Source organism: Pseudomonas sp. R1-43-08 (assembly GCF_003852255.1).
Lineage (GTDB): Bacteria > Pseudomonadota > Gammaproteobacteria > Pseudomonadales > Pseudomonadaceae > Aquipseudomonas.
In genome coordinates this window covers 1369641-1395390 of record NZ_CP027734.1, presented here as the reverse complement: position 1 = coordinate 1395390, position 25750 = coordinate 1369641, and the positions used below count along the sequence as shown (strand labels likewise).

23 protein-coding genes are annotated in these 25750 nt (G+C 61.3%); 15 read left to right on the top strand and 8 right to left on the bottom strand.

The window, feature by feature from the left end; translation table 11 throughout:
* Positions 1-127 precede the first annotated feature (127 nt).
* Positions 128-1327: a succinyldiaminopimelate transaminase gene (dapC, locus tag C4J87_RS06260; protein WP_124366112.1), complete on the top strand. Its 1200-nt coding sequence runs from the start codon at positions 128-130 to the stop codon at positions 1325-1327.
* Positions 1328-1441: 114 nt separating this feature from the next.
* The gene (locus tag C4J87_RS06255) at positions 1442-2182 is read left to right on the top strand and encodes a M12 family metallopeptidase (protein WP_124366111.1); all 741 of its coding nucleotides are present in this window, start codon (positions 1442-1444) and stop codon (positions 2180-2182) included.
* Here C4J87_RS06255 and C4J87_RS06250 read toward each other — a convergent pair.
* Positions 2175-3818, bottom strand: coding sequence for a Na+/H+ antiporter (locus C4J87_RS06250; protein ID WP_124366110.1), 1644 nt, complete (start codon positions 3816-3818; stop codon positions 2175-2177). The two genes, C4J87_RS06255 and C4J87_RS06250, sit on opposite strands and share 8 nt — an antisense overlap.
* A 213-nt stretch (positions 3819-4031) precedes the next feature.
* Between C4J87_RS06250 and C4J87_RS06245 the strand changes: the two genes are divergently transcribed.
* The 4 genes from C4J87_RS06245 to C4J87_RS06230 all read left to right on the top strand — a co-directional run bounded on the left by C4J87_RS06245 (position 4032) and on the right by C4J87_RS06230 (position 7138).
* Entirely contained in the window at positions 4032-4394 is a 363-nt protein-coding gene (locus C4J87_RS06245) for an ArsC family reductase (RefSeq protein ID WP_053137275.1), read from the top strand.
* A gap of 31 nt (positions 4395-4425) precedes the next feature.
* Positions 4426-5460: a 2,3,4,5-tetrahydropyridine-2,6-dicarboxylate N-succinyltransferase gene (gene dapD / locus C4J87_RS06240; RefSeq protein ID WP_124366109.1), complete on the top strand. Its 1035-nt coding sequence runs from the start codon at positions 4426-4428 to the stop codon at positions 5458-5460.
* Positions 5461-5528: 68 nt separating this feature from the next.
* On the top strand, positions 5529-6734 hold the full coding sequence (locus tag C4J87_RS06235) for an aminotransferase class V-fold PLP-dependent enzyme (RefSeq protein WP_124366108.1): 1206 nt from the start codon (positions 5529-5531) through the stop codon (positions 6732-6734).
* Positions 6731-7138, top strand: coding sequence for a SufE family protein (locus C4J87_RS06230; protein WP_124366107.1), 408 nt, complete (start codon positions 6731-6733; stop codon positions 7136-7138). The genes C4J87_RS06235 and C4J87_RS06230 overlap by 4 nt, the downstream gene beginning before the upstream one ends.
* A gap of 100 nt (positions 7139-7238) precedes the next feature.
* On the opposite strand, the gene tcdA is transcribed toward C4J87_RS06230, so the two are convergent.
* On the bottom strand, positions 7239-8048 hold the full coding sequence (gene tcdA / locus C4J87_RS06225; RefSeq protein ID WP_372238434.1) for a tRNA cyclic N6-threonylcarbamoyladenosine(37) synthase TcdA: 810 nt from the start codon (positions 8046-8048) through the stop codon (positions 7239-7241).
* Positions 8049-8265: 217 nt separating this feature from the next.
* Between tcdA and C4J87_RS06220 the strand changes: the two genes are divergently transcribed.
* The 4 genes from C4J87_RS06220 (at position 8266) to C4J87_RS06205 (ending at position 13487) form a co-directional block, all read left to right on the top strand.
* Complete coding sequence (locus C4J87_RS06220; RefSeq protein WP_124366105.1) at positions 8266-10857, top strand: glycosyltransferase; 2592 nt, start codon at positions 8266-8268, stop codon at positions 10855-10857.
* A 237-nt stretch (positions 10858-11094) separates the two neighbouring features.
* Positions 11095-12246, top strand: coding sequence for a succinyl-diaminopimelate desuccinylase (gene dapE / locus C4J87_RS06215; RefSeq protein ID WP_124366104.1), 1152 nt, complete (start codon positions 11095-11097; stop codon positions 12244-12246).
* Positions 12246-13055, top strand: coding sequence for a putative RNA methyltransferase (locus C4J87_RS06210; RefSeq protein ID WP_124366103.1), 810 nt, complete (start codon positions 12246-12248; stop codon positions 13053-13055). Before dapE ends, C4J87_RS06210 begins: the two co-directional genes overlap by 1 nt.
* Positions 13056-13109: 54 nt before the next feature.
* On the top strand, positions 13110-13487 hold the full coding sequence (locus C4J87_RS06205; RefSeq protein WP_078731861.1) for a hypothetical protein: 378 nt from the start codon (positions 13110-13112) through the stop codon (positions 13485-13487).
* Between the two features lie 139 nt (positions 13488-13626).
* Here the strand turns inward: C4J87_RS06205 and C4J87_RS06200 are convergent, their stop codons facing one another.
* Positions 13627-13836, bottom strand: a complete 210-nt coding sequence (locus C4J87_RS06200) for a cold-shock protein (RefSeq protein WP_124366102.1) — start codon at positions 13834-13836, stop codon at positions 13627-13629.
* Positions 13837-14014: 178 nt separating this feature from the next.
* Between C4J87_RS06200 and plsB the strand changes: the two genes are divergently transcribed.
* The 3 genes from plsB to C4J87_RS06185 are packed head-to-tail and all read left to right on the top strand — an operon-like array spanning position 14015 to position 17685.
* Positions 14015-16525 (top strand): glycerol-3-phosphate 1-O-acyltransferase PlsB, encoded by a 2511-nt coding sequence (gene plsB, locus C4J87_RS06195; protein ID WP_124366101.1) that lies wholly within the window; start codon positions 14015-14017, stop codon positions 16523-16525.
* A 46-nt stretch (positions 16526-16571) separates the two neighbouring features.
* Positions 16572-16973 carry a YbaY family lipoprotein gene (locus C4J87_RS06190; protein ID WP_124366100.1) on the top strand — a complete coding sequence of 134 codons (402 nt, stop codon included), beginning with the start codon at positions 16572-16574 and terminating at the stop codon, positions 16971-16973.
* A 22-nt stretch (positions 16974-16995) separates the two neighbouring features.
* Positions 16996-17685 carry a DUF4197 domain-containing protein gene (locus C4J87_RS06185; RefSeq protein WP_124361593.1) on the top strand — a complete coding sequence of 230 codons (690 nt, stop codon included), beginning with the start codon at positions 16996-16998 and terminating at the stop codon, positions 17683-17685.
* Between the two features lie 62 nt (positions 17686-17747).
* On the opposite strand, the gene C4J87_RS06180 is transcribed toward C4J87_RS06185, so the two are convergent.
* The 3 genes from C4J87_RS06180 to C4J87_RS06170 form a co-directional block, all read right to left on the bottom strand.
* Positions 17748-17963, bottom strand: a complete 216-nt coding sequence (locus C4J87_RS06180) for a hypothetical protein (RefSeq protein ID WP_124366099.1) — start codon at positions 17961-17963, stop codon at positions 17748-17750.
* 128 nt (positions 17964-18091) lie between these two features.
* A complete protein-coding gene (locus tag C4J87_RS06175; RefSeq protein WP_124366098.1) occupies positions 18092-21151 on the bottom strand; it encodes an efflux RND transporter permease subunit in 3060 nt (1019 codons plus the stop codon).
* A gap of 6 nt (positions 21152-21157) precedes the next feature.
* Positions 21158-22258, bottom strand: a complete 1101-nt coding sequence (locus C4J87_RS06170) for an efflux RND transporter periplasmic adaptor subunit (RefSeq protein ID WP_124366097.1) — start codon at positions 22256-22258, stop codon at positions 21158-21160.
* A gap of 93 nt (positions 22259-22351) precedes the next feature.
* Here C4J87_RS06170 and C4J87_RS06165 point away from each other — a divergent pair, with 93 nt between their 5' ends.
* Positions 22352-22987: a TetR/AcrR family transcriptional regulator gene (locus tag C4J87_RS06165; RefSeq protein ID WP_124366096.1), complete on the top strand. Its 636-nt coding sequence runs from the start codon at positions 22352-22354 to the stop codon at positions 22985-22987.
* Positions 22988-23554: 567 nt separating this feature from the next.
* On the opposite strand, the gene C4J87_RS06160 is transcribed toward C4J87_RS06165, so the two are convergent.
* Positions 23555-24337, bottom strand: coding sequence for a class I SAM-dependent methyltransferase (locus C4J87_RS06160; protein WP_124366095.1), 783 nt, complete (start codon positions 24335-24337; stop codon positions 23555-23557).
* A 96-nt stretch (positions 24338-24433) separates the two neighbouring features.
* On the opposite strand from C4J87_RS06160, the gene C4J87_RS06155 reads away from it, so the two are divergent.
* Positions 24434-25054 (top strand): energy transducer TonB, encoded by a 621-nt coding sequence (locus C4J87_RS06155; RefSeq protein ID WP_124366094.1) that lies wholly within the window; start codon positions 24434-24436, stop codon positions 25052-25054.
* A gap of 3 nt (positions 25055-25057) precedes the next feature.
* Here C4J87_RS06155 and C4J87_RS06150 read toward each other — a convergent pair whose 3' ends face one another.
* Positions 25058-25738, bottom strand: a complete 681-nt coding sequence (locus C4J87_RS06150) for an extensin family protein (protein ID WP_124366093.1) — start codon at positions 25736-25738, stop codon at positions 25058-25060.
* Positions 25739-25750 lie beyond the last annotated feature (12 nt).

Sequence of the window (25750 nt, the reverse complement as noted above, 5' to 3'; positions counted from 1 at the left end):
CCCGATAGCAGTGGATCAGATAAGATCAGCTGACTGACACAACGCAATCGGGAGCAAGCCCCCTCCTACATTGAATTTTCGCCGGCAACCAGACCGCGTGCCGACAACTGAATTGACGAGACTTGCGATGAACAACGCCCTGAACCAGCTGCAGCCTTACCCATTCGAGAAACTGCGCGCCCTGCTCGGCAGTGTCACCCCCAACCCGGACAAACGCCCGATTGCCCTATCGATTGGCGAGCCCAAGCACAAATCACCGAGTTTCGTGGCTGAGGCGCTGAGCAACAACCTGGACCAGATGGCGGTGTACCCGACCACACTGGGCATCCCCGCATTACGCGAGGCCATTGGCGCCTGGTGCGAGCGCCGCTTCAACGTACCTGCAGGCTGGCTGGACCCGGCGCGCAATATCCTGCCGGTCAACGGCACACGCGAGGCACTGTTCGCCTTTACCCAGACCGTGGTCAATCGCGGTGACGACGCGCTGGTGGTGAGCCCAAACCCGTTCTACCAGATCTACGAAGGCGCCGCGTTCCTCGCCGGTGCCAAGCCGCATTACCTGGCGTGCCTGGATACCAATGGTTTCAACCCGGACTTCGATGCCGTGTCGCCAGACATCTGGAAACGTTGCCAGATCCTGTTCCTGTGCTCTCCGGGCAACCCGACCGGCGCGCTGATTCCGGTGGACACCCTGAAAAAGCTGATCGCCCTGGCCGATGAGCACGATTTCGTGATCGCCGCCGACGAGTGCTACAGCGAGCTGTACTTCGATGAGCAAACCCCGCCGCCAGGCCTGCTGAGCGCCTGTGTCGAACTGGGTCGCCAGGACTTCAAGCGTTGCGTGGTGTTCCACAGCCTGTCCAAGCGCTCCAACCTGCCGGGCCTGCGTTCGGGCTTTGTCGCTGGCGATGCTGAGATTCTCAAGGCTTTCCTGCTGTATCGCACCTATCACGGCTGCGCAATGCCGGTGCAAACCCAGCTGGCCAGCATCGCCGCCTGGCAGGACGAAGCGCACGTACAGGCCAACCGTGACCTGTATCGCGAGAAGTTCGACGCAGTGCTGGCGATCCTCAAACCGGTGCTGGATGTGCAAAGCCCGGACGGCGGCTTTTATTTGTGGCCGAATGTGAACGGGGACGATGCTGCTTTCTGCCGTGATTTGTTCGTGGAGGAACATGTGACGGTGGTACCGGGCTCTTACCTGTCCCGCGAAGTGGATGGCTTCAACCCAGGCGCCGGGCGTGTACGCCTGGCATTGGTTGCACCGCTGGCCGAATGTGTCGAAGCGGCTGGGCGGATTCGCGATTTCATCCAGCGCCGCGGTTGAGACACAAGCCGCTCCCAACGGGGCGGCCTCCAGCCTTGTATCTTGCAACCATTGCGAGGGAACAGAAACACGCAAACCTTACACCTAAGTTCATATAAACACTTAGGTGCCCCCATGACGCTCACGATTTCGCCCACTTCGCTTTCTGCTCATTGCGTCACCGCGCCGCTCAATAGAAGTAAGCGCGGCGTCGCCATGCCCGACAAGCTCTGGCCTCAGCATTCGGTGCTGACTATCTCCCTGCTGAACATGACCCCAGAACAGAAAGCGTTGGTAAAGCACAACATCAACGCGTGGGCCCCCCATACCAATCTCTACTTCAAGTTCACCGACAGCCCCAATGGCGATATCCGCATCACTGCGGACGCTGACACGAGAGCAGGATGGTCAAACGTGGGCACCGACGCAAAGAAGGTGCCTTTATCCGAACCGACCATGGGCATTAACTTCACAGTCTCGCCAAGCAGCGTCGCCGCAACGATCCAGCATGAATTCGGCCACGCCATCGGCCTCAAACATGAGCATCAGCACCCCGATCGGACGTTGGACCTGAACAGGCAGAACATCTATGACGAATATGCATCGAGAGGAGAACCCTCCTATAAGGCCAAGAACGATATCCTCCGCCCCTTCTCGCGCAAAGAGGTAAAGACTTCAAACTATGATGACAAATCCATCATGCACTATGGGATTCGCGCCTCACACCTGAATAGCGGAAATCCAATCCCGCGCAACTTCAAACTGTCTGAAGGCGATAAAAGCTTTGTGCAGTCACTGTACCCTGAAGATAAAACACTGCTCGGCAAACTGCTCGGTACCGGCATCCGCGCAATGATCAATGCCCAAACTACTTGACGCTGCCCAAGTTCGCTTCACTCATATCCAGATCCGCCAGAACTTCGCGCAATACATCATCGCCAATTTGATGTTGGCGACTCAAACGATACAACTCCAGCCGCTGCGCACGCAGCCCCTTGAGCCGCAGCTTGCGTTCCAGTTGATCCATCTGCAGCGCCAGGGCCTGGGCTTCGGCGGAATCGTTGAATACCTCAAGCTGGTGGCGATATTCCGACATCAATCGCGCCTTGAGCTCAGTGGCCAATGCCGCTTGAGCCGCATCCGACACTGCGGTTTCATCAGGTTCTTCAGCCTCCAGCGCATGGATCGCTGCCACGGCGGTTTTTTTCCAGGCCTCGCGAACCTCCCGGTGACGCTTTTCATCGGGGCTCTTTTCGATCCCGCGAAGCAGCAACGGCAGCGCGATACAGGCGGCGACCAGCGACAACAGAATGACGCCGGCCGCGATAAAGATCAGCAGGTCGCGCTCCGGAAAAGCCTGGCCCGGCGCCAGCAGCAATGGCACCGACATCACGCCCGCCAGTGTCACCGCACCGCGTACGCCGCCCACCGTCAGCAGCCAACAGGATCGCGCCGTGGGTACCAAGGTCAGCTCGCTTTTCCCACGCACACGACGCAGCAAGCCTGACAGCCGCCAAATGCTTTGTACCCAGATAAAGCGCAACACCACCAGCACCACGAAGATCGCAACCACGTCCAGGCAGCGGTACATCAAGGCCGGCCACAACGTCGGCTCATGACTCACCACTGCCTTGATGATGTCCGGCAGTTGCAGGCCCAGCAGCAGAAAGATCAGGCCGTTGAAGGCAAACTCCAGCAGCGACCAGACACTGCGATTGAGCAGGCGTGTACTGGTTTGACGCGGCAGCAGGTCCAGCCAGCTCTGCATCATGCCCGCCGCCACGGCCGACAAAATGCCCGACGCGCCCAAGCGTTCCGCCAGTACGTAGGCCGCGAAGGGCAGCAGCAACATGAACACCACGTGGGTGGCCGGGTCATCCCAACCTCGTGCAATCATCCAGGCACGCAGGCGACCGACCAGCCAGCTCAACGCCACACCGACCGCCAGCCCACCCACTGCGACCAAGACAAAGGTCAGGCTGGCATCGGCCAGGGAAAACACCCCGGTCAACGCGGCTGCCAGGGCAAACTTGAAGGTCACCAGGCCCGACGCATCATTCATCAAGGCCTCACCCTGGAGCATGTGCATCAAGGGCGTAGGCAGGCGATTCTGGGCAATCGCCGACACCGCCACGGCATCCGTCGGCGACAACACGGCCGCCAGGGCAAAGGCTACCGGCAACGGAATCGTCGGCAGAATCCAGTGAATGAAGTACCCCGCGCCGACCACCGTAAACAGCACCAGCCCCACGGCCAAGGTCAGGATCGGCCCGCGCAGGCGCCACAGCTCACGCTTGGGCATGCGCCAACCATCGGAAAACAGCAGCGGCGGCAAGAACAGAAACAGGAACAGCTCCGGGTCCAGCGCCACATGCAGCCCCAACGTGGGCCAGGCCAGCAGGGCCCCGGCGGCAATCTGTACCAGCGGCAGCGGCAGGGGAATGATGCGCCCGACCAGACGCGACACGCTGACCAGCATCAGCAGGATAAGAACGGTGTAGGCGGTTTGCATAACGCGGGTTTCCCAGACAATCGACTTGCAACGACACACATGAGGCAACAACTGGCCGTTGAAGTGCCATATTACCCAGCTATGGTAACCGGCTATGCGGCGCACTGCCCTTTGCACAAACGTCGCACAGCGCTGACGAACGGCGCCGAAACGCGCTGGGCGTGGCATAATCCGCGATCTTTCATTTTTCATTCATCCAAAGGGGGCAATTCCTTGACCGCTTCAAGCAAAACCTTGCACCTTTTCGGCATCAAAGCCTGCGACACCATGAAAAAGGCGCGCACCTGGCTTGATGAGCACGCTGTGAGCTATGAGTTCCATGATTACAAAACGGCCGGTATCGACCGCGAACACTTGACCCAATGGTGCAACGAGCACGGTTGGCAGGTGGTTTTGAACCGTGCGGGCACCACCTTTCGCAAACTCGAAGACGAACGCAAAGCCGATCTCGATCAGTCGAAAGCCATTGAATTGATGCTCGCGCAACCCTCGATGATCAAGCGCCCGGTGCTCGATCTCGGTGACAGAACCCTGATTGGCTTCAAGCCAGATAGTTATTCGGCGGCCCTCAAGTAGGCCAGCCTTCCATTTTTGTAGAGGTAACAGCATGTCCAATTCCCTGTTCAGCCTGGGCTTCGGCGTCGGCACTCAGAACCGCCAAGGTGCTTGGCTGGAAGTGTTTTACGCACAGCCCTTGCTCAACCCGTCGGCTGACATCGTCGCGGCCATCGCGCCGATCCTTGGCTACACCGAAGGCAACCAGGCGATTACCTTCACCGTCACCCAGGCCCTGCAACTGGCCGACGCGCTCAAAGGCGTCGACGCCACCCAGGCCGCCCTGTTGAGCCGCCTGGCTGAAAGCCATACGCCGCTGGTTGCGACCTTGCTGGCCGAAGACGCCGCCCTGACCTCCACGCCTGAGGCCTACCTCAAGCTGCACCTGCTGTCCCACCGCCTGGTCAAACCCCACGGCCTGAACCTGGCCGGCGTGTTCCCGCAACTGCCGAACGTGGCCTGGACTAGCCAGGGCGCCATCGACATCGCCGAACTGGCCGAACGCCAGTTGGAAGCACGCCTGCGCGGCGAGCTGCTGGAAGTGTTCTCGGTGGACAAATTCCCGAAAATGACCGACTACGTCGTACCGAGCGGTGTGCGTATCGCTGATGCCGCCCGCCTGCGCCTGGGCGCCTACGTGGGCGAAGGCACCACCGTCATGCACGAAGGTTTCGTCAACTTCAACGCCGGCACCGAAGGCCCAGGCATGATCGAAGGCCGCGTATCGGCAGGCGTGTTCGTCGGCAAGGGTTCCGACCTGGGCGGCGGCTGCTCGACCATGGGTACCCTGTCGGGCGGCGGCAACATCGTGATCAAGGTCGGCGAAGGCTGCCTGATCGGCGCCAATGCCGGTATCGGTATCCCGCTGGGCGACCGCAACACCGTGGAGTCCGGCCTGTACGTGACCGCCGGGACCAAAGTTGCCTTGCTGGACGAGAAGAACCAACTGGTCAAAGTGGTCAAGGCGCGTGAACTGGCCGGCCAACCGGACCTGCTGTTCCGCCGCAACTCCGAGACCGGTGCCGTGGAGTGCAAAACCCACAAATCGGCCATCGAACTGAACGAAGCGCTGCACGCTCACAACTAAGCAGCCACTCGATGCCCCAGCGGGCCGCACCTTCGGGTTGCGGCCCGCTTATACGAGTCTTGAACATCATGCTTGTGCCCTCCCCCTGGCGTGCCGACTTCCCAGCCATCGCCACCCTGCAACGGCAAGACCAGACCTACCTGGACAACGCCGCCACCACGCAAAAACCCCAAGCCCTGCTGGATGCAATCAGCCATTACTACGCCAATGGCGCAGCCAACGTGCACCGTGCCCAGCATTTGCCGGGAGCCCATGCGACCCAGGCGTTTGAAGACAGTCGCAGCAAGGTTGCGCAGTGGTTGAATGCGGGTGACAGCGGGCAGGTGGTGTTTACCCACGGCGCGACCTCTGCGCTGAACCTCCTGGCCTACGGCCTCGAGCACTTATTCGACGCGGGCGATGAGATTGCCATCAGCGCCCTGGAGCACCACGCCAACCTGTTGCCCTGGCAGCAACTGGCCAGACGTCGCGCACTGACGCTGGTGATACTGCCCCTGGACGCTGACGGCGTGATCGACCTTGACTCCGCTGCCCGGCTGATCGGCCCGCGCACGCGGCTGTTGGCGGTCAGCCAGTTATCCAACGTACTCGGCACCTGGCAGCCGCTCGACGCCTTGCTCGAGCTGGCCCGCAGCCACGGCGCGCTGACGGTGATCGACGGCGCTCAAGGCATTGTCCATGGCCGCCACGACGTGCAGGCTCTGGGCTGCGACTTCTATGTATTTTCCAGTCACAAACTGTACGGCCCAGACGGGGTCGGCGTGCTCTACGGCCGCCACGAAGCCTTGCACCGCCTGCGCCACTGGCAGTTTGGCGGAGAAATGGTGCAGCAGGCGGACTACCACAGCGCCAGCTTCCGCCCTGCCCCCCTGGGTTTTGAGGCGGGAACGCCACCGATAGCCGGCGTGATCGGCCTGGGGGCGACCCTGGATTACCTGACTTCGCTGGATCCACAGGCGGTGGTCAGGCATGAAGCGGCACTGCACGATTATTTGCTGCGCGGCTTAAAAGCGCGCAATGGCGTGCGCATACTCGGCGCGCCGCAAGTGGCGCTGGTCAGCTTTGTGGTGGAGGGCGTGCATAACGCCGACCTCGCGCACCTGCTGACCGAGCAGGGGGTCGCCGTGCGTGCCGGTCATCACTGTGCGATGCCGTTGCTCAAGATGCTGCAGCTGCCGGGGGCGATTCGCGTGTCCCTCGCGCTGTACAACGACTCCGATGACCTGGAGCGCTTCTTTGAAGCGCTGGACCAGGCGCTGGAGATGCTGCGATGAGCTTGCCGGTGGATGCGGTGGCCGCGCTGGAAGCCTTTCAGTCAGTCGGCAGTTGGGAACAACGCGCCCGAATGCTGATGCAATGGGGTGAACGCCTGCCCGCCTTGGCGGATGAGGATAAGGTCGATGCCAACCTCGTACAGGGCTGTGAGAGCCTGGTGTGGTTGGTGGGGCATTTGCACAATGGCCATTGGCAGTTTGCCGCCAGCAGCGAGGCGCGGATGATTCGTGGACTGGTGGCGTTATTGCTGGCGCGGGTGAATGGGTTGTCGGCGGCTGAGTTGCAGGTGGTGGACTTGCCCGACTGGTTCAATCAACTCGGGCTTTCCCGCCAACTGTCGCCGTCACGCAGCAATGGCCTCAATGCAGTCTTGCAGCGCATGCGCGAACTCAGCCATACATAAAACCAAATGTGGGAGGGGGCTTGCCCCCGATTGCGGTGGATCAGTCAACTTATTCAGTGACTGACACTAAGCTATCGGGAGCAAGCCCCCTCCCACATTTTCAGACAGGCTTGACCCGCTCCGACGGCCGGCGCACCCCGGCCACAATCTTGTCCACCGCCTTGGTCGCCGCCACCATGCCGAACGTGGCGGTCACCATCATTACCGCGCCAAACCCTCCCGCGCAGTCCAGCTTCACGCCGTCGCCGACAAAACTCTTCTGCAAACAGATGCTGCCGTCCGGCTTGGGATAGCGCAGCTGCTCGGTGGAAAACACGCAGGGCACGCTGTAATGGCGGGTTACCGTGCGTGAGAAGCCATAGTCACGACGAAGAGTGGAGCGCACTTTCGAGGCCAGCGGGTCGTTGAAGGTGCGGTTCAGGTCGCACACCTGGATCAGCGTCGGGTCGATCTGCCCGCCGGCGCCACCGGTGGTGATGATCTGGATCTTGCGGCGTTTGCACCAGGCAATCAGCGCCGCCTTGGCGTTGACCGCGTCGATGCAGTCGATCACGCAATCAATGTTCGGGGTGATGTACTCGGCCATGGTGTCGCGGGTAACGAAGTCCGCCACCGCATGCACGGTGCAATCCGGGTTGATACCGCGCAGGCGTTCGGCCATCACCTGGACCTTGGGTTTGCCCACGGTGCTGTCCAGCGCATGCAGTTGGCGGTTGCTGTTGCTGACGCAAACGTCATCCAGGTCAAACAGCGAAATCTCGCCCACCCCGCAACGGGCTATCGCTTCCGCCGCCCACGAGCCCACGCCGCCGACGCCGACGATCGCCACATGGGCCGCTTTCAAGCGTTCCAGGCCCTCAATGCCATACAAGCGGGCGACGCCTGCAAACCGCGGATCTTCTGTGCTCATGACCATTACCCTAAAAACCGGCGCGCATTATGGACTACGCCGCGACAAGTTCGAAGCTTCCAGCTACAAGTAAAGAACTTAGGTGAACATTCGCGGACTAACGTCCGGCTTTTCTCTGTCTGCTGTACGCTCAGGGAAAGGCCGGTGTAGGATGCGCGCCGTTCGGTGCAGGCCGACACCTCTTTTCGTTCCACACCCTTTGGAACCCGAAATAACCATGGCATCGCGTAAATTTGGACTCAACCTGGTGATCGTGCTGGCAATCGCCGCGCTGTTCACTGGCTTCTGGGCGCTGATCAACCGCCCGGTCACCGCTCCCAACTGGCCCGAACAGATTTCCGGGTTCTCTTACTCGCCGTTCCAGCAAGGCCAGTATCCTCAGAAAAACCAGTACCCGTCTGACGACCAGATGCGCCAGGACCTGGCGATCATGAGCAAGCTGACGGACAACATCCGTACCTACTCGGTCGACGGCACCCTGGGCGATATTCCCAAGCTGGCCGAAGAGTTCGGTCTGCGGGTGACACTGGGGATCTGGATCAGCCCGGACCTTGAGCGCAACGAACGCGAAATCCAGCGCGCCATCGAAATCGCCAACAGCTCGCGCAGCGTCGTGCGCGTGGTGGTCGGTAACGAAGCGTTGTTTCGTGAAGAAATCACCCCGCAGGACTTGATCGTGCTACTGGACCGCGTGCGTGCAGCGGTCAAGGTGCCGGTGACGACTTCCGAGCAGTGGCACATTTGGGAAAAAAACCCGGAACTGGCCAAGCACGTCGACCTGATCGCCGCGCACATCCTGCCGTTCTGGGAATTTATCCCCATGGACAAGGCCGGCCAGTACGTACTCGACCGTGCGCGGGACCTGAAGAAACTGTTCCCGAAAAAGCCGCTGCTGCTGTCGGAAATTGGCTGGCCGAGTAACGGACGCATGCGCGGTGGTAATGAAACCTCACCTGCCGACCAGGCGGTTTATCTGCGCACGCTGGTGAACAAACTCAATCGCCAGGGCTACAACTACTTTGTCATCGAGGCCTTCGATCAGCCTTGGAAAGTCAGCGACGAAGGCTCGGCGGGCGCTTATTGGGGCGTATTCAACGCCGCGCGTCAGCAGAAATTCAACTTTGAAGGCCCGGTGGTAGCGATCCCGCAGTGGCGCGTGCTGGCCATCGGTTCGGTGGTGCTGGCGCTGCTGTCCCTGACCCTGCTGATGATCGACGGCTCGGCCCTGCGCCAGCGCGGTCGTACCTTCCTGACGTTTATCGCGTTCCTGTGCGGTTCGGTGCTGGTGTGGATCGGCTACGACTACAGCCAGCAATACAGCACCTGGTTCAGCGTGACCGTGGGCATTCTCCTGGCCCTCGGTGCCCTGGGTGTGTTTATCGTGCTGCTGACCGAAGCCCACGAACTGGCGGAAGCGGTGTGGACCCACAAACGCCGACGTGAATTCCTGCCGGTCGAAGGAGAGTCGGACTACCGCCCGAAAGTGTCGATCCATGTGCCGTGCTACAACGAGCCGCCGGAGATGGTCAAACAGACCCTCGACGCCCTGGCCGCACTCGATTACCCGGACTACGAAGTCCTGATCATCGACAACAACACCAAGGACCCGGCGGTATGGGAACCGGTGCGCGACTACTGCGAAACCCTGGGCCCGCGCTTCAAGTTCTTCCACGTCGCGCCCCTCGCCGGTTTCAAGGGTGGCGCGCTGAACTACCTGATCCCGCACACCGCCAAGGACGCCGAAGTGATCGCGGTGATCGACTCGGACTATTGCGTGTCGCCCAACTGGCTCAAGCACATGGTGCCGCACTTCGCCGACCCGAAAATCGCCGTGGTGCAGTCGCCCCAGGATTACCGCGACCAGAACGAAAGCACCTTCAAGAAGCTCTGCTACGCGGAATACAAAGGCTTCTTCCATATCGGCATGGTCACCCGCAACGACCGCGACGCGATCATCCAGCACGGCACCATGACCATGACCCGTCGCTCGGTGCTCGAAGAACTCGGCTGGGCCGACTGGTGCATCTGTGAAGACGCCGAACTGGGCCTGCGCGTGTTCGAGAAAGGCCTGTCGGCGGCGTATTACCACGACAGCTACGGCAAGGGCCTGATGCCCGATACCTTTATCGACTTCAAGAAACAGCGTTTCCGCTGGGCCTACGGTGCGATTCAGATCATCAAGCGCCACACCGCCAGCCTGCTGCGCGGCAAAGGCACCGAGCTGACCCGTGGCCAGCGCTATCACTTCCTCGCGGGCTGGCTGCCGTGGGTGGCTGATGGCATGAACATCTTCTTCACCGTGGGCGCGCTGCTGTGGTCGGCGGCGATGATCATCGTGCCGACCCGCGTCGATCCGCCGTTGCTGATCTTCGCGATCCCGCCGTTGGCGTTGTTCGTGTTCAAGGTGGGCAAGATCATCTTCCTCTACCGCCGTGCGGTCGGGGTGAACCTCAAGGATGCCTTCTGCGCGGCCCTGGCCGGCCTGGCGTTGTCGCACACCATCGCCAAAGCGGTGCTGTACGGCTTCTTCACCACCAGCATTCCGTTCTTTCGTACACCAAAAAACGCGGATAACCATGGCTTCTGGGTGGCGATTTCCGAAGCCCGCGAAGAAATGTTCATCATGCTGCTGTTGTGGGGCGCCGCCTTGGGGATTTACCTGGTGCAAGGCCTGCCGAGCAATGACATGCGCTTCTGGGTGGTAATGTTGCTGGTGCAGTCGCTGCCGTACTTGGCGGCGCTGATCATGGCGTTTTTGTCGTCGCTGCCGAAACCGGCGCCGAAGGCAGAGCCTGTCACCGCCGTGTAAAAACTTGCGCAATGCACTAAACGGCGGCCTCTGGCCGCCGTTTTGCTATAAGATAACGGCCGTTTTATACGCCTTGCACACATCACTGTAGGAGCGAGCTTGCTCGCGAAAATCGTTAACGATGAAGCGGGCACCCTGAATGCACGCGGAGCCCTTGCGTTTTTCGCGAGCAAGGGCTAGCCGCCCGCCTCGCTCCTACAATTAGAACGTCGCTGTCTCGATTTCCGGAGTTCTCCCATGACGGCCCATGCCGACCTTTCGCCGACCCTTCAACTCGCCATCGACCTGATCCGTCGCCCGTCGGTCACGCCGATCGATGCCGATTGCCAGAAGCTGATGATGCAGCGCCTGGGCGACGCCGGTTTTGCGCTCGAGCCGATGCGCATTTTCGAGGTGGATAACTTCTGGGCCACCCATGGCAAACGCGAAGGCCCGGTGCTGTGCTTTGCCGGCCACACCGACGTGGTGCCGACCGGGCCGGTGCAGGCCTGGCAGAACGACCCGTTCGACGCGCTGATCGACGAACACGGTATGCTCTGCGGCCGTGGCGCGGCGGATATGAAAGGCAGCCTGGCGGCGATGCTGGTGGCGGCGGAGCGTTTTGTCGCCGACTACCCGGACCACAAAGGCTCGGTTGCCTTCCTGATTACCAGCGATGAAGAAGGCCCGGCGCACCATGGCACCAAGGCTGTGGTCGAGCGCCTGGCCGCACGCAATGAGCGCCTTGACTGGTGCATCGTCGGCGAGCCATCGAGCACGACACTGGTGGGCGATGTGGTCAAGAACGGCCGTCGTGGCTCCCTCGGCGCCACCCTGACCGTGCGCGGTGTACAGGGCCACGTGGCGTATCCGCACCTGGCGAAGAACCCGATCCATCTGGCCGCACCGGCATTGGCCGAACTCGCCGCCGAGCATTGGGATGACGGCAACACCTTCTTCCCACCGACCAGTTTCCAGATCTCCAACCTTAATTCCGGCACCGGCGCCACCAACGTCATTCCCGGCGACCTGACAGCGGTGTTCAACTTCCGTTTCTCCACCGAATCCACCGTGGAAGAGTTGCAGCAGCGGGTCGCAGCGATTCTGGATAAACACGGCCTGGACTGGCATGTGGACTGGGCGCTGTCGGGCCTGCCGTTCCTCACCGAGCCGGGCGCATTGCTCGACGCGGTATCGGCCAGCATCAAGGCGATCACCGGGCGTGAAACCAAGGCATCCACCAGTGGCGGTACCTCCGATGGCCGTTTCATTGCGACCCTGGGTACCCAGGTGGTCGAGTTGGGCCCGGTGAATGCGACGATCCATCAGGTCAACGAGCGCGTCCTCGCCAGCGACCTCGATGTGTTGACCGAAATCTACTACCAGACCCTGATCAAGTTGCTCGCCTGATGCTTGCCTGCCCCCTTTGCAGCGCCCCGCTCACCGCGGTGGACAACGGTGTGGCGTGCCCCGCCGGGCACCGTTTCGACCGCGCGCGCCAGGGCTACCTGAACCTGTTGCCGGTGCAGCACAAGAACAGCCGCGACCCGGGCGATAACCTGGCGATGGTCGAGGCGCGCCGCGACTTCCTCAATGCCGGGCACTACGCCCCTGTGGCCAAGCGACTGGCGGAGCTGGCCGCCGAACGCGCGCCACAACGCTGGGTGGACATCGGCTGTGGCGAGGGCTACTACACCGCGCAAATCGCCGATGCCCTGCCCGACGCCGACGGCTACGCCCTGGATATTTCCAAGGAAGCGGTCAAGCGCGCGTGCAAGCGCAACCCGGCGCTGACCTGGTTGATCGCCAGCATGGCCCGCGTCCCATTGGCCGACGCCAGTTGCCAGTTTCTCGCCAGCGTGTTCAGCCCGCTGGACTGGCAGGAAGCCAAACGCCTGCTCAGCCCTGGCGGCGGCTTGATGAAGGTGGGCCCCACCCGCGGCCACCTGATGGAGCTGCGCGAACGCTTGTACGACGAAGTGCGCGAATACACCGACGACAAACACCTGGCACTGGTGCCGGATGGCATGGGCCTGGCGCACAGTGAAACCCTTGAGTTCACACTGTGCCTGGCCGAGCCCGGGGACCGCGCCAACCTGCTGGCCATGACCCCTCACGGCTGGCGTGCGAGCGCCGAGCGCCGCAGCGAGGTGATCGAAGCCACCGAGCCGCTGCAGGTGACCGTGTCGATGCGCTACGATTATTTCGTGCTTCAATAACCGACTTTTCAGCACCCGCGAATGGATTTTCGAATCCCGCAACGAGGAACATCCATGCGCCAACCCGATATTGAGATTTACCTGAAGGACGCCGACGTCGACTACAAGGCCATCGCCGCCTGGCTGGGCGCCGCCCTGGGCCCGTGCACCGACTGGGTCCAGAAGGGCCAGACCTACAAGTGCAAAGCCGGCAACGTGCCGGTGACCTGGTTGCCAAAAGCCGTCGGCAAATGGAACAGCCTGTACCTGGAAAGCGATCAGACGCCGTGGGACGACGACATCGCCTGCGCCCGCGCCGCGTTTGCCGCATTGAATGTTGAAGTGCGCTGCGCGCCGGGGACTTGGGTCGAGGAAGAGGGTGAGGAAAGCGCCGACACCTGGATTCGCATCAGCGCAGATGGTGAAGAACAGATCACCTGGAAGACCGCCTGACCCCGAACGCTGCAAACCCAATCAAAAATGTGGGAGGGGGCTTGCTCCCGATAGCGGTGCATCAGTCGATTTATTCAGCGACTGACACTCAGCAATCGGGAGCAAGCCCCCTCCCACATGGGTTTGGCGGTGTAGCAAATTACAGGCCGACCACATCCTCCGCCTGCAAGCCCTTATCGCCTGTCACCACGGCGTATTCCACCTGTTGGCCCTCGGCCAGCGAGCGGTGGCCGTCACCGCGAATGGCACGGTAGTGCACGAACACATCCTTGCCGTCTTCACGCTGGATAAAGCCATAGCCCTTGGCGTCGTTGAACCACTTCACACTGCCGGTTTCGCGCGTTGTCATCTGTTCACTCCCACTGGTTTTTATTATTGAGTCGCTGGCGTTGAACTGCCGAGTATAAGACACGTTCAAAAACCATCAACCCAACTTTACATCGCCGCTTTTTTGCCGATTTTCGGTGAATACGGCACACTACCCGCCCGAGCGCCTGCTCGGTTTTTCCACTTGAAGCAGTTCGCCTATGACCCGCTCCCCGTTCCGTCGTCTGGTGTTTGGCACCTTGCGTCGACTGCTGTACCTCTGGGTTCGCTCGGAGACGATCAACCAGTCGTCCCTCACCCTTAACCTGGACCGCAGCCGGCCGGTGTTCTACGTCCTGCAATCGCCCTCCCTGACCGAATTGGCCGTGGTCGATACCGAGTGCACCAAGGCCGGCCTGCCGCGCCCGGTGCTGCCGGTTTCGGTAGGCCCGTTGATGGAACCCGCAGCGTTCTTTTACCTCACGCCGGACCCGGATTGGCTCGGCCGCCAGGACAAGCGCGGCACACCGCCCACCCTGACGCGCCTGGTCAACACCTTGACCGAACATGCCGAAGAGAATGCACAAATCATTCCGGTCAGCGTGTTCTGGGGCCAATCCCCCGAAAGTGAGTCCAGCCCCTGGAAACTGTTGTTCGCCGACAGCTGGGCGGTCACCGGGCGCCTGCGCCGGTTGTTGAGCATTCTGATCCTGGGTCGCAAGACCCGGGTGCAATTCTCCGCGCCCATCAACCTGCGTGAATTGATCGAGCACAATAAAGGGCACGAACGCACCGTGCGCATGGCCCAACGCATCCTGCGCGTGCACTTTCGTAACCTGAAGACCGCCGTGATCGGCCCCGACCTGTCCCACCGTCGCAACCTGGTGAAGGGCCTGGTCAATATGCCGCTGGTGCGCCAGGCCATTGCCGATGAAGCCGAGCGCGAGAAAATCTCGCCGGAAAAAGCCAAGGCCCTGGCGCTGCGCTATGGCAACGAAATCGCCTCGGACTACACCTACACGGCGATCCGCTTCCTGGAAGTGGTGCTGAGCTGGTTCTGGAACAAAATCTACGACGGCATCAAGGTCAATAACATCGAGGGTGTGCAACAGGTTGCCCAGGGCTACGAAGTGATCTACGTGCCTTGCCACCGCAGCCATATCGACTACCTGCTGCTGTCCTACCTGCTGTTCAAGAATGGCCTGACCCCGCCGCACATTGCCGCCGGCATCAACCTGAACATGCCCGTGATCGGCAGCCTGCTGCGTCGTGGCGGTGCGTTTTTCATGCGCCGCACCTTCAAGGGCAACCCGCTGTACACCTCGGTATTCAACGAATACCTGCACACCCTGTTCACCAAGGGTTTCCCGGTGGAGTACTTCGTCGAAGGCGGCCGTTCGCGCACCGGGCGCATGCTGCAGCCGAAAACCGGGATGCTGGCGATCACCCTGCGCAGTTTCCTGCGCTCTTCGCGCATGCCCATCGTGTTCGTGCCGGTGTATATCGGCTACGAACGGGTGCTGGAAGGCCGTACCTATCTGGGCGAGCTGCGCGGTGCGAGCAAGAAGAAAGAGTCGATTTTCGATATTTTCAAAGTGGCAGGCGCGCTCAAGCAGCGCTTCGGCCAGGTCGCGGTCAACTTCGGCGAGCCGATCAAGCTGGCGGAGTTTCTCGACCACGAGCAACCGGATTGGCGCTCTCAGGAACTGGGCCCGAACTACAAGCCGGCCTGGCTGAATGAAACCACTCACCGCCTCGGCGAGCAGGTGGCCCGCCACTTGAACGAAGCCGCTGCGGTGAACCCGGTGAACCTGGTGGCATTGGCGCTGCTGTCTACCACTCGCCTGGCGCTGGATGAGCAGGCCATGGCCCGCCAGTTGGACCTGTACCTGGCGCTGCTGCGCCGCGTGCCCTATTCACCGCATACCACCCTGCCGGAAGGCGACGGCCTGGCGCTGATCAAGCACGTCAAGGACATGAAGCTGCTGTCGGAACAGAGCGATGCCCTGGGCAAAATCGTCTATCTGGATGAGCAGAACGCCGTCCTGATGACCTATTACCGCAACAACGTGCTGCACATCTTCGCCCTGCCCGCGCTGCTGGCGAGTTTCTTCCAGAGCAGTTCGCGGATGAGCCGCGAACAGATCCTGCGCTACACCCATGCGCTCTATCCGTACCTGCAGTCGGAGCTGTTCATCCGCTGGTCTCTGGAGGAGCTGGATGCGGTGGTCGACCAATGGCTGGATGCTTTCGTCGAACAGGGCCTGCTGCGCTTCGAAAACAACGTGTACCTGCGCCCGGCGCCGAGTTCGCGGCATTTCGTGCTACTGACGCTACTGTCCAAGAGCATCGCCCAGACCCTGCAACGCTTTTACATGGCGATCTCGCTGCTGCTCAACAGCGGCCAGAACAGCGTTAGCGCCGAGGAGCTGGAAGACCTGTGCACGGTCATGGCCCAGCGGCTGTCGATCCTGCATGGCCTCAATGCCCCGGAATTCTTCGACAAGAGCCTTTTCCGACATTTCATCCAGACCTTGCTGGAGCAAGATGTGCTGCGCCGCGATGAAGCCGGCAAGCTGAGCTATCACGACCTGCTCGGCGAGCTGGCCGAAGGCGCGGCCAAGCGTGTACTGCCGGCGGACATTCGCTTGTCGATCCGCCAAGTAGCGTTGCATCGCGTCGATGGGGCGGCCGAGCAACCGGTGGAACCGGCGCAATCCCCACAAGATTGAACAAGGCGCCGGGCGGTTTCCGGCGCCGTTGATAAGGAGCTGCACCATGAAGAAGATCATCCTCCTGGGCCTCACTACCCTGCTCGGAGCCTGCCAATCCATGTCTCCCACCCCCAAGGCCAGCCTCGACGGCGAAGTGTTCTACCTGCAACGCATCGCCCTGCCGCCTACCGCCACCTTGAGCGTCAGCCTGCAAGACGTGTCGCTGATGGACGCCCCGGCCGTGGTGCTCGCCGAACAGAAAGGCCCGATCAAAGGCCAGGTGCCGCTGCCGTTTCACCTGAGTTATGACCCGGCGCAGGTCAAGCCGGGCCATCGCTACTCGGTCAGCGCTCGCATCGAGGTAGATGGCAAGCTACTGTTCATCACCACTGAACGGCACGCCGTACAGCTCGACGGCCAGGATCAACAGCCGCTGCGCGTGCGCGTCGATGCTGCAGCCCACTGAATTCAACCACAAGGAAGCGCCCATGCTCCGTAACCCTCTTCGCCTCACGGCCCTGCTCACCGGCCTGCTGCTGGGCACCAGCGCCATGGCACTGGACCTTGGCAGCCTGTCCCAGGGCGACGCCAGCGGCGGCCTCAAGGACGCCTTGACCCAAGGCGCACAGATCGCCGTGAAACAACTGGGCACGCCCGGTGGTTTCAGCAATAACCCCGACGTGAAGATCGGCTTGCCGGGCAAGCTGGGCAAGGTCGCTGACAAGTTGAAGATGTTCGGCATGGGCGATCAGGTCACCCAGCTCGAAACCAGCATGAACAAAGCGGCGGAAACCGCCGTTACCCAGGCTCAGCCGATTCTGGTCAATGCCGTGAAAAACATGAGTGTGACCGATGCCAAAGGCATCCTCAGCGGCGGCCAGGACTCAGCCACCCAGTACCTGAACAAGAGCAGTCGCGACCAAATCCGCGCCAAGTTCCTGCCCATCGTCAAGGCTGCCACCGACAAGGTCGGCGTGGCCCAGCAGTACAACGCACTCGCCGGCAAGGCCGCCGCGTTTGGCGCGGTGGACGCCAAAAGCGCCAATGTTGAAAACTACGTGACCGAACAGGCGCTGGACGGCTTGTTCAAGATGATCGCGCAGCAGGAAGAAACGATTCGCAAGAATCCGGCAGCTGCCGCCACCAGCCTTGCCAAGAAAGTGTTCGGCGCCCTGTAAACACCTGTATGCACCCGAGCAGGCGGGGAAGATCACCTGCTCGGGTGCCGCTCACTGCACCGTCAGAACAGCTTGCCGGCCAGCCCGCCAAAGATCACCGCACCCAGCGGCATCACGCCTACGCCGAACTTGATCGAGCCACCACCGCCATGGCAGTCGGGTTTGGGTTTGCACTTGTCATTACAGTCATTTGCAGGTGGCTTGGGCTTTGCGCAGTTACCGCCGCCGAAGCTGCTGCTGACAGAAACGCTCAACGATTTGCCGATGAAAAATCCCATTGGACACTCCTTGAATCATCAGATGTGAGATCCGGCCCGCCGGCGTGAAATCCGTCGGACTGAATACCTGTAATCAGGTAGTCCATGAGTGGCGAAACCTTAAGAAACGTTCCTTGCGAAGATTCCAATCATTGCCGCTTGACCCTGAACCACGCGGCGTAAAGCGCCGGTAGAAACAGCAGCGTCAACGCCGTCGCCACGATCAACCCGCCCATGATTGCCACCGCCATCGGCCCGAAGAACACACTGCGCGACAGTGGAATCATCGCCAGTACCGCAGCGAGTGCGGTCAGCACGATCGGCCGAAAGCGTCGGACCGTGGCTTCAATAATCGCTTGCCAGGGCGCCAGCCCCGCCTTGATGTCCTGTTCGATCTGGTCGACCAATATCACCGAGTTGCGCATGATCATCCCCGACAGGGCGATGGTGCCGAGCATCGCCACGAAACCAAATGGTTGACGAAACACCAGCAGAAACAGTGTGACGCCGATCAAGCCCAACGGAGCAGTCAGAAACACCATCGCTGTGCGTGAGAAGCTGCGCAGTTGCAGCATCAGCAAGGTCAGCACCACCACGATAAACAACGGCACACCGGCCTTCACCGAGTTCTGTCCACGCGCAGAGTCCTCCACGGTGCCACCGACCTCCAGCAAATAGCCGTCAGGCAACTCGGCACGCACGCCTTCAAGGGTCGGCAGGATCTGCTGGACCAGCGTCGCCGGTTGTTCCTTGCCATAGATATCGGCGCGCACGGTCACCGTAGGTAGACGGTTACGGTGCCAGATGATGCCTTCCTCAAAGCCATACTCAAGGGTTGCAATCTGCGCCAAGGCCACACTTTTACCGTTGTCGGTAGGTACGGCGAGGCTGGGCAGCAGCGACAACTCGGTGCGTTCGTGAACGGTGCCGCGCAGGAGGATTTCGATCAACTCGTTATCCTCCCGGTACTGGCTGACGGTGCTGCCGGTCAGGGAGCTTTGCAGGAATTTCGACAGATTGGCGGTGCTCACGCCCAGCGCGCGAGCGCGGTCCTGGTCGATATTCAGGTAGACAATTTTGCTCGGTTCTTCCCAGTCCAGATGCACATTGACCACGTGGGTGTTCTCGCGAACCTTGGTCGCCACTTTGCGCGCCAGGGCGCGGACTGCTTCGATGTGCTCACCGGTCACGCGAAACTGCACGGGGTAGCCCACCGGCGGACCATTCTCCAGGCGGGTGACGCGTGAACGCAGGTCAGGAAACTGTTCGTTCAGGGTTTCGATCAGCCAGGTGCGCAGGCTTTCGCGCTCTTCGATGGTGTTGGCCAGCACCACAAATTGCGCGAAGCTGGCCGCCGGCAGTTGCTGGTCGAGCGGCAGGTAGAAGCGCGGCGAACCGGTGCCCACGTAGGCCACGTAATTGCCGATGCCGGCGTGTTCCTTGAGCAAGGTTTCGAGGCGTTTGACCTGCTCGGCGGTGTTGCTCAGGGAGGCACCTTCGGCCAGTTTCAGGTCGACCATCAGTTCCAGGCGACCGGAGGCCGGGAAGAACTGTTGCGGCACGAAACGGAACAATGCAACCGAGCCGATAAACAACAGCAGCGTCAGGACGATCACCGTCTTGCGCCGACGTACGCACCACTCCACCAATCGTCTTACGCGCTGGTAGAACGGCGTGCCGTAAGGGTCAGGACCGTTGGTGCCGTGTTTGGCCGCATGAATCTTCGCCAGGTCCGGCAGAAGCTTTTCGCCCAGATAGGGTACGAACACCACGGCGGCAACCCAGGACGCCAGCAAAGCGATGGTCACCACCTGAAAGATCGAGCGGGTGTATTCGCCAGTACTCGATTGCGCGGTAGCAATCGGCAGGAAGCCCGCCGCCGTGATCAAGGTACCGGTGAGCATCGGGAACGCGGTGCTGGTCCAGGCGAAACTCGCGGCCTTGAGCCGGTCGTAGCCCTGCTCCATTTTGATCGCCATCATTTCCACAGCGATGATTGCGTCATCCACCAGCAAACCCAAGGCCAATACCAGGGCGCCCAGGGAGATTTTGTGCAGGCCGATGCCGAGGTAGTACATGGCGGCGAAAGTCATCGCCAGTACCAGCGGAATCGCCAACGCCACCACCATGCCGGTGCGCACGCCCAAGGAAAAGAAGCTCACCAGCAACACAATGGCCAACGCTTCAGCCAGCACCTGGACGAATTCGCCGACACTGGTTTTCACCGCTGCCGGTTGATCGGAGACCTTGCGCAACTCCATGCCCGCCGGAAGATTCTTCTGCAATCGTGCGAATTCACGCTCCAGGGCCTTGCCCAGCACCAGTATGTCGCCGCCGTCACGCATGGCCACGGCCAGGCCGATGGCGTCGGCGCCCATGTAGCGCATGCGCGGTGCCGGTGGGTCATTGAAACCACGGTGAATATCGGCAACATCGCCGATGCGGAAGGTTCGCTCGCCCACCCGAATCGGAAAGTTGCGGATCTCTTCCACGCTCTTGAAGTTACCCGACACCCGCAATTGCACCCGTTCGGTCGGGGTTTCAAAGAAGCCTGCGGTGGAGACCGCGTTCTGCTCCTGCAGCGCCTGCTGCACAGCGGCCATTGGCAGGCCGAGGGTAGCGAGCTTGAGGTTGGACAGCTCGATCCAGACCTTTTCGTCCTGCAGGCCAAGCAGCTCAACCTTGCCCACGTCCGGCACCCGTTGCAGCTGAATCTGGATGCGGTCGGCGTAGTCCTTGAGCACGGCGTAGTCGAAACCGTCACCGGTCAGGGCGTAGATATTGCCGAACGTGGTGCCGAACTCATCGTTGAAAAACGGCCCCTGGATATCCGGCGGCAGGGTCTGGCGGATATCGCTGATCTTTTTGCGCACCTGATACCACAGCTCGGGAATCTGCGCCGAGTGCATGGAATCACGAGCGATGAAGGTGACTTGGGATTCGCCGGGCCGCGAGAACGAGACAATGCGCTCGTACTCGCCAGTTTCCATCAATTTTTTCTCGATGCGCTCGGTGACCTGGCGTGAAACTTCCTGGGCCGTGGCCCCAGGCCAGTTGGTCTTGATCACCATGGCCTTGAAGGTGAAGGGAGGGTCTTCGCTTTGCCCCAGCTTGGTGTAGGACAAAGTGCCGACCACCGCCAGCAGGATCATCAGGAACAGTACGATCTGGCGATTACGCAACGCCCACTCGGAAAGATTGAAACCCATCGGGGACTACTCCTTGGCCGCCAGATTCACCACACGGTTGGCGCGATCCACCGGGCGCACTTGCTGCCCCTCATGGAGCACATGCACACCCGCCGCAATCACCCAGTCGGTGGGCGCCAGGCCTTCGAGTACCGGCACGGTGTTCTCGCCAAACGCGCCGATGCGCACGGGTGTGCGCTTGAGGGTGTTGTCCGGCTGCACACGCCAGACGTACGACGCGCCGTTCTCCGCACTCAGGGCAGACAGCGGCACCGACAGTGGAATCACACCGTCGACCTGTATGAATACGCGGGCGCTCTGGCCGAGTTCCGCCGGGACTTTACCGCCCGTGAACGCCACCCGCGCAGCGAAGGTGCGCGACTTCGGGTCGGCGGCGGGCGACAGCTCGCGAATGCGCCCGGCAAACCGTTGATCCGGCTGGCTCCACAGCTCAACCGACACCGGCTGGCCGATCTTGAAACGGCCGAAGCCTTGCTCAGGCAGGCTGATCAACACTTCACGCTCGCCATCGGTGGCCAGGGTGAACACGGTTTGGCCAGCGGAGACGACCTGGCCGACTTCAACCGCGCGCCTGGCGACGACACCGTCCTGGGGCGCACGCAGCACCGCATAGCCGGCCTGGTTGCTGGACACGTCGAATTCAGCATTGATCTGCTTGAGACGTGCCTCACCGGCTCGATAAAGATTTTCAGAATTGTCGTACTGGGACCGGCTAACCATCTGACGGTCCATCAGGGTCTTGTAGCGGTCACGCTCGGCGCGCACCAGGCTCAGGTTGGCTTGGGCAGCCGCCACTTGGGCACGGGAGGCTTCCAGTTGCAGGCGCACATCCTGGGGGTCGAGCTCTGCCAGGGGCTGGTTGGCCTTGACCCGCTCGCCCTCTTCCACCAGGCGCTTGCTGACTTTGCCACCGATGCGAAAGGCCAGATCCGGTTCATAGCGGGCGCGCACTTCACCTGGATAGCTGTCCATCGCCTGCGCCGAAGGCTGGGGTTGCACCACCATGGCCGGGCGAATAGTGGTTTGGACCGCGTCTTCGTGGCCGCAGGCGGCTAACAGGAAGACCAAGCTGACAGGCAACGCAAGGGGCAGGAACGTGCTGCGCATGCTGTAGGACCTTTCGCAAATGATGCTAGGAATAATTATACTGGCCGGTATGTTATTAATACCAAACTCACCAGTCCAGTATTAAAGGTGAAAATGTCCGACAATCCTATAAACACCAACAGCCCCGGGCGCCCCAAGGACATGGCAAAACGCCAGGCAATCCTCGAAGCCGCCAAAGTTCTGTTTTTGGGCAATGGCTATGCCAGTACCAGCATGGACGCTGTGGCGCTTGAAGCGGGGGTGTCGAAACTGACCGTCTACAGCCACTTCACCGACAAAGAAACCTTGTTCACTGCCGCCGTCGTCGCCAAGTGCGAGGAACAACTGCCGGTGATGTATTTCGAACTGCCCGACGCCATGCCGGTGCAAACGGTGCTGCTGAACATCGCGCGCGGGTTTCATCGGCTGATCAACAGCGAGGAGTCGGTGAACCTGCATCGCCTGATGATGACGACCGGCAATCAGGACGTGAAACTCTCGCAGATCTTCTTCGAAGCAGGGCCCATGCGCATGTTGCAGGGCATGGAGCGTCTGCTCAGTCGAATCGACGAGAGTGGCGCCCTGAGCATCGACAAACCCTTCAAGGCGGCCGAACACTTCTTTTGCCTGCTCAAAGGCACGGCGAACTTCCGTCTGCTGTATGGCTGTGGCGGGCAATTGAGCGAGGCGGACGCCGAGGCGCATGTGCAGGAGGTGGTGGGGTTGTTTATGCGGGCTTACCGCCTATGAAGCCTTCGCCGTCTGGACTGGCGCTATCGCAGCATGGATATCTACACACTTTGCCGTCGCTCTGAACCTGTGACGGCTCGGGAGCCGAAGCCTCTCTAACTGACGCCCCGCGCTCCAAATGTGGGAGGGGCGGTGCGACGATTCGACTTGCCCCCGATGGCGGCCTGACAGACGACCAGGATGTTAGATCAGAGCGAGTACATATCCGTTGCTGCGGTAACGGCGGCTTAGGGTTCCGCCCTTACGGCGTCTCACTTTTGAAAAGCGCAAAAGTAAGCAAAACGCTCTTGCCCCACCACTCGGCACCTCGCCTAGGCTCGGTGTGCCCGTAATCCGACATTGATTTGGGGGGCCGCCGCCACGCCCCATCCATGGCACGGGGCGGCTAAACCGGCATCCCTGCCGGTTTACCCCCCAAATCACTGTCGAATTCCGGCCAGCGTGGTTTAACGGGGCGCCTAAGATCAAGAGCAAGAGCGGCTCGCTTCGCATCGTGGTTAGCGTAGGCTGCTACGAAGTTGTGTAGATACCTATGCCGCGATGGGGCCCCTGAAGGCCGGATACGTTTTAAGGCTTGAGTGCTTTTTTAGGATAAATATCGTACCGACTGGATTTACCCTCCAGCGCATGGCTCGGCTTGGGCCCCTCAATGCACGGTGCCTTGCGCGGGCGCTTGACCACCACACGGTGGCTGGCCAGGGCCAACGCCGCTGCGAGCAAGGCCGGTGCGTCCGGGTCATCGCCGACCAGTGGCCGGAACAGACGCATTTCCTTCTTCACCAGGGCGGTTTTCTCACGATGCGGGAACATCGGGTCTAGGTAGATCACCTGCGGCGGCTCACCCTCCCAATTGCACATCACCTCGATGGAGTTGCCCTTGAGCAGCTGCATCCGCGCCACGATCGGCGCCACTTCAAAATCCTGCGCAGCGCGTGCCAGGCCATCTTCAAGCAAGGCGCCGATCAACGGCTGGCGCTCGACCAGGCTCATCTCGCAGCCCAGGCTGGCCAGCACGAAGGCATCCTTGCCCAGGCCCGCCGTGGCGTCGAGCACGCGCGGGCGAACGCCTTGGGCGATGCCCACGGCCTTGGCGATCATCTGCCCGCTGCCGCCGCCGTACAGCCGCCGGTGCGCTGCGCCGCCTTCGATAAAGTCGACCCGCACCGGCCCTGGCGCGTCAGGCCCGAGCTGTTGCAACTGCAGGCCTTGTTCCCCGACTTGCAGGGAAAAATCCGCATCATCGAGTTGCACAGGCAAGCCAAGCAGCGCCGCCCACTGCTCGGCGCGGGCCTGGAATCCTTCGGCCAAAGCCTCGACCCGAATGCGGCTGGCCGCTGGTTGTTCGCTCATCAATCGCTACGCTCAAAAATATTAAGGATCGGCAAACACCGGCCGATAAAAACAACAGTCAGGTATTTTGCCAGAGCTGAGCGTCGACCGAAAAAAATGTCAGACATTCTTCCCCTAACTATCGGTGTACTGCCGACCCACAACCACTACGGCCTGCGCAATACTCAAGCGCTGGCCGGGGTGAGCCATGTGTGGCAGGACTTCTTCGCCCGCGCCCTGGCCGAGCAGCTCGGTGCCACGCCGGGCGCGCTGGCCGCCATGGCGACTGCACCGAAAGACCCGGCGGTGGAACCCAGCGAAGGCGCCGACCTGCTCGCGCAGATCCTCACCCAGCGCGAGTGCGACGTGAAAGACATCGCGATCGCCCCGCCTGAGCCGCTGTTCCTGCCGATTGCCGAATTCGAAACCGAGTTGCTGCCACCCGCAGCGCCACCCTTTCCTGATGAAGACATCATCGCCCAGCAACGCCAGCAGAATTTCGAAAGCGGCTGGGTACGCCCGATCGTCTTGAGTGCAGGTCAACCCGTCGCTGAGCCGGGCCCGGCGCCGCAACCCCGCCCGCTGCACTTGCCGATTGCCGAGTTCGAGCTGGACTTGTTGCCACCGGCCGCGACTCCGTTCACCGAACAGGCTCTGGCCGAACAACAGAAGGCCCTGGATTTTGACTACCACTGGGCACGCCCGCTGATCGCCAACAACCTGCGCCTGGCCGCCTGACGCTTAGCGACACATCCACCAGCGGCCCATATCCAGATGGAAGTGGTTACGGTGCGCGGCGTTATAGTCGGGGCTCAACACCCCATTGAAAGCCTGACACGCACTGTCACGCACCTGACGCAAAAACCGTGCATCAGCGCCCTGCCCCGGCCAGTCCTTGAGCACACTGATACGACGTCCATCGGCCAGGCGAAACCCGGCGATATCCAATGCATTGGCCGACGCGTGCTGGCTGAGTCGGCCTTCGGCGCGGTTGTAGACATTGCGACAGGCAAAACTGCCCAGGTGATCGACCCGCGTCACCGCTTGGCCGTATATCGCCTGAGCCGCCGGTTGCAGGCTGTGGCGCTCGAACAAGGCAAACGCTACCGCCAGTGGGCAACTGGCCAGGAAGCTGCTGCTCAAGCCAACCTCTGCGCCCTGTACCCTCAACGTGTTGCGCAGGGGGCAAGCGGCGTCGGCGCGCGAGTCGGCCTGACGGCTCACCCGCAACCCCGAGGTTTTCAGCACCTGGTCGCACAGCGCGGGATCATCCTGCAGCCGCCCCAATTTGTAGCGCGTCAACAGGTTCGGACTGGCGCGCACATCCAGCGGCGCCCATGGATTCCATTCATGCGGCAACGGCACCCAGCCGCGCCATACGCCCACGGCCACCGCGCCGCCAAGCAACAGCAACGCGCCCATCCACCTGATCGA

What these genes read in the sequence shown, in the direction of transcription:
- dapC (WP_124366112.1), top strand. Translation starts at nt 128, where the DNA reads ATGAACAACGCCCTGAACCAGCTGCAGCCTTACCCATTCGAGAAACTG.
- C4J87_RS06255 (WP_124366111.1), top strand. Translation starts at nt 1,442, where the DNA reads ATGACGCTCACGATTTCGCCCACTTCGCTTTCTGCTCATTGCGTCACC.
- C4J87_RS06250 (WP_124366110.1), bottom strand. Translation starts at nt 3,818, where the DNA reads ATGCAAACCGCCTACACCGTTCTTATCCTGCTGATGCTGGTCAGCGTG.
- dapD (WP_124366109.1), top strand. Translation starts at nt 4,426, where the DNA reads ATGTCCAATTCCCTGTTCAGCCTGGGCTTCGGCGTCGGCACTCAGAAC.
- C4J87_RS06235 (WP_124366108.1), top strand. Translation starts at nt 5,529, where the DNA reads ATGCTTGTGCCCTCCCCCTGGCGTGCCGACTTCCCAGCCATCGCCACC.
- C4J87_RS06230 (WP_124366107.1), top strand. Translation starts at nt 6,731, where the DNA reads ATGAGCTTGCCGGTGGATGCGGTGGCCGCGCTGGAAGCCTTTCAGTCA.
- tcdA (WP_372238434.1), bottom strand. Translation starts at nt 8,048, where the DNA reads ATGAGCACAGAAGATCCGCGGTTTGCAGGCGTCGCCCGCTTGTATGGC.
- C4J87_RS06220 (WP_124366105.1), top strand. Translation starts at nt 8,266, where the DNA reads ATGGCATCGCGTAAATTTGGACTCAACCTGGTGATCGTGCTGGCAATC.
- dapE (WP_124366104.1), top strand. Translation starts at nt 11,095, where the DNA reads ATGACGGCCCATGCCGACCTTTCGCCGACCCTTCAACTCGCCATCGAC.
- C4J87_RS06210 (WP_124366103.1), top strand. Translation starts at nt 12,246, where the DNA reads ATGCTTGCCTGCCCCCTTTGCAGCGCCCCGCTCACCGCGGTGGACAAC.
- C4J87_RS06205 (WP_078731861.1), top strand. Translation starts at nt 13,110, where the DNA reads ATGCGCCAACCCGATATTGAGATTTACCTGAAGGACGCCGACGTCGAC.
- C4J87_RS06200 (WP_124366102.1), bottom strand. Translation starts at nt 13,836, where the DNA reads ATGACAACGCGCGAAACCGGCAGTGTGAAGTGGTTCAACGACGCCAAG.
- plsB (WP_124366101.1), top strand. Translation starts at nt 14,015, where the DNA reads ATGACCCGCTCCCCGTTCCGTCGTCTGGTGTTTGGCACCTTGCGTCGA.
- C4J87_RS06190 (WP_124366100.1), top strand. Translation starts at nt 16,572, where the DNA reads ATGAAGAAGATCATCCTCCTGGGCCTCACTACCCTGCTCGGAGCCTGC.
- C4J87_RS06185 (WP_124361593.1), top strand. Translation starts at nt 16,996, where the DNA reads ATGCTCCGTAACCCTCTTCGCCTCACGGCCCTGCTCACCGGCCTGCTG.
- C4J87_RS06180 (WP_124366099.1), bottom strand. Translation starts at nt 17,963, where the DNA reads ATGGGATTTTTCATCGGCAAATCGTTGAGCGTTTCTGTCAGCAGCAGC.
- C4J87_RS06175 (WP_124366098.1), bottom strand. Translation starts at nt 21,151, where the DNA reads ATGGGTTTCAATCTTTCCGAGTGGGCGTTGCGTAATCGCCAGATCGTA.
- C4J87_RS06170 (WP_124366097.1), bottom strand. Translation starts at nt 22,258, where the DNA reads ATGCGCAGCACGTTCCTGCCCCTTGCGTTGCCTGTCAGCTTGGTCTTC.
- C4J87_RS06165 (WP_124366096.1), top strand. Translation starts at nt 22,352, where the DNA reads ATGTCCGACAATCCTATAAACACCAACAGCCCCGGGCGCCCCAAGGAC.
- C4J87_RS06160 (WP_124366095.1), bottom strand. Translation starts at nt 24,337, where the DNA reads ATGAGCGAACAACCAGCGGCCAGCCGCATTCGGGTCGAGGCTTTGGCC.
- C4J87_RS06155 (WP_124366094.1), top strand. Translation starts at nt 24,434, where the DNA reads ATGTCAGACATTCTTCCCCTAACTATCGGTGTACTGCCGACCCACAAC.
- C4J87_RS06150 (WP_124366093.1), bottom strand. Translation starts at nt 25,738, where the DNA reads ATGGGCGCGTTGCTGTTGCTTGGCGGCGCGGTGGCCGTGGGCGTATGG.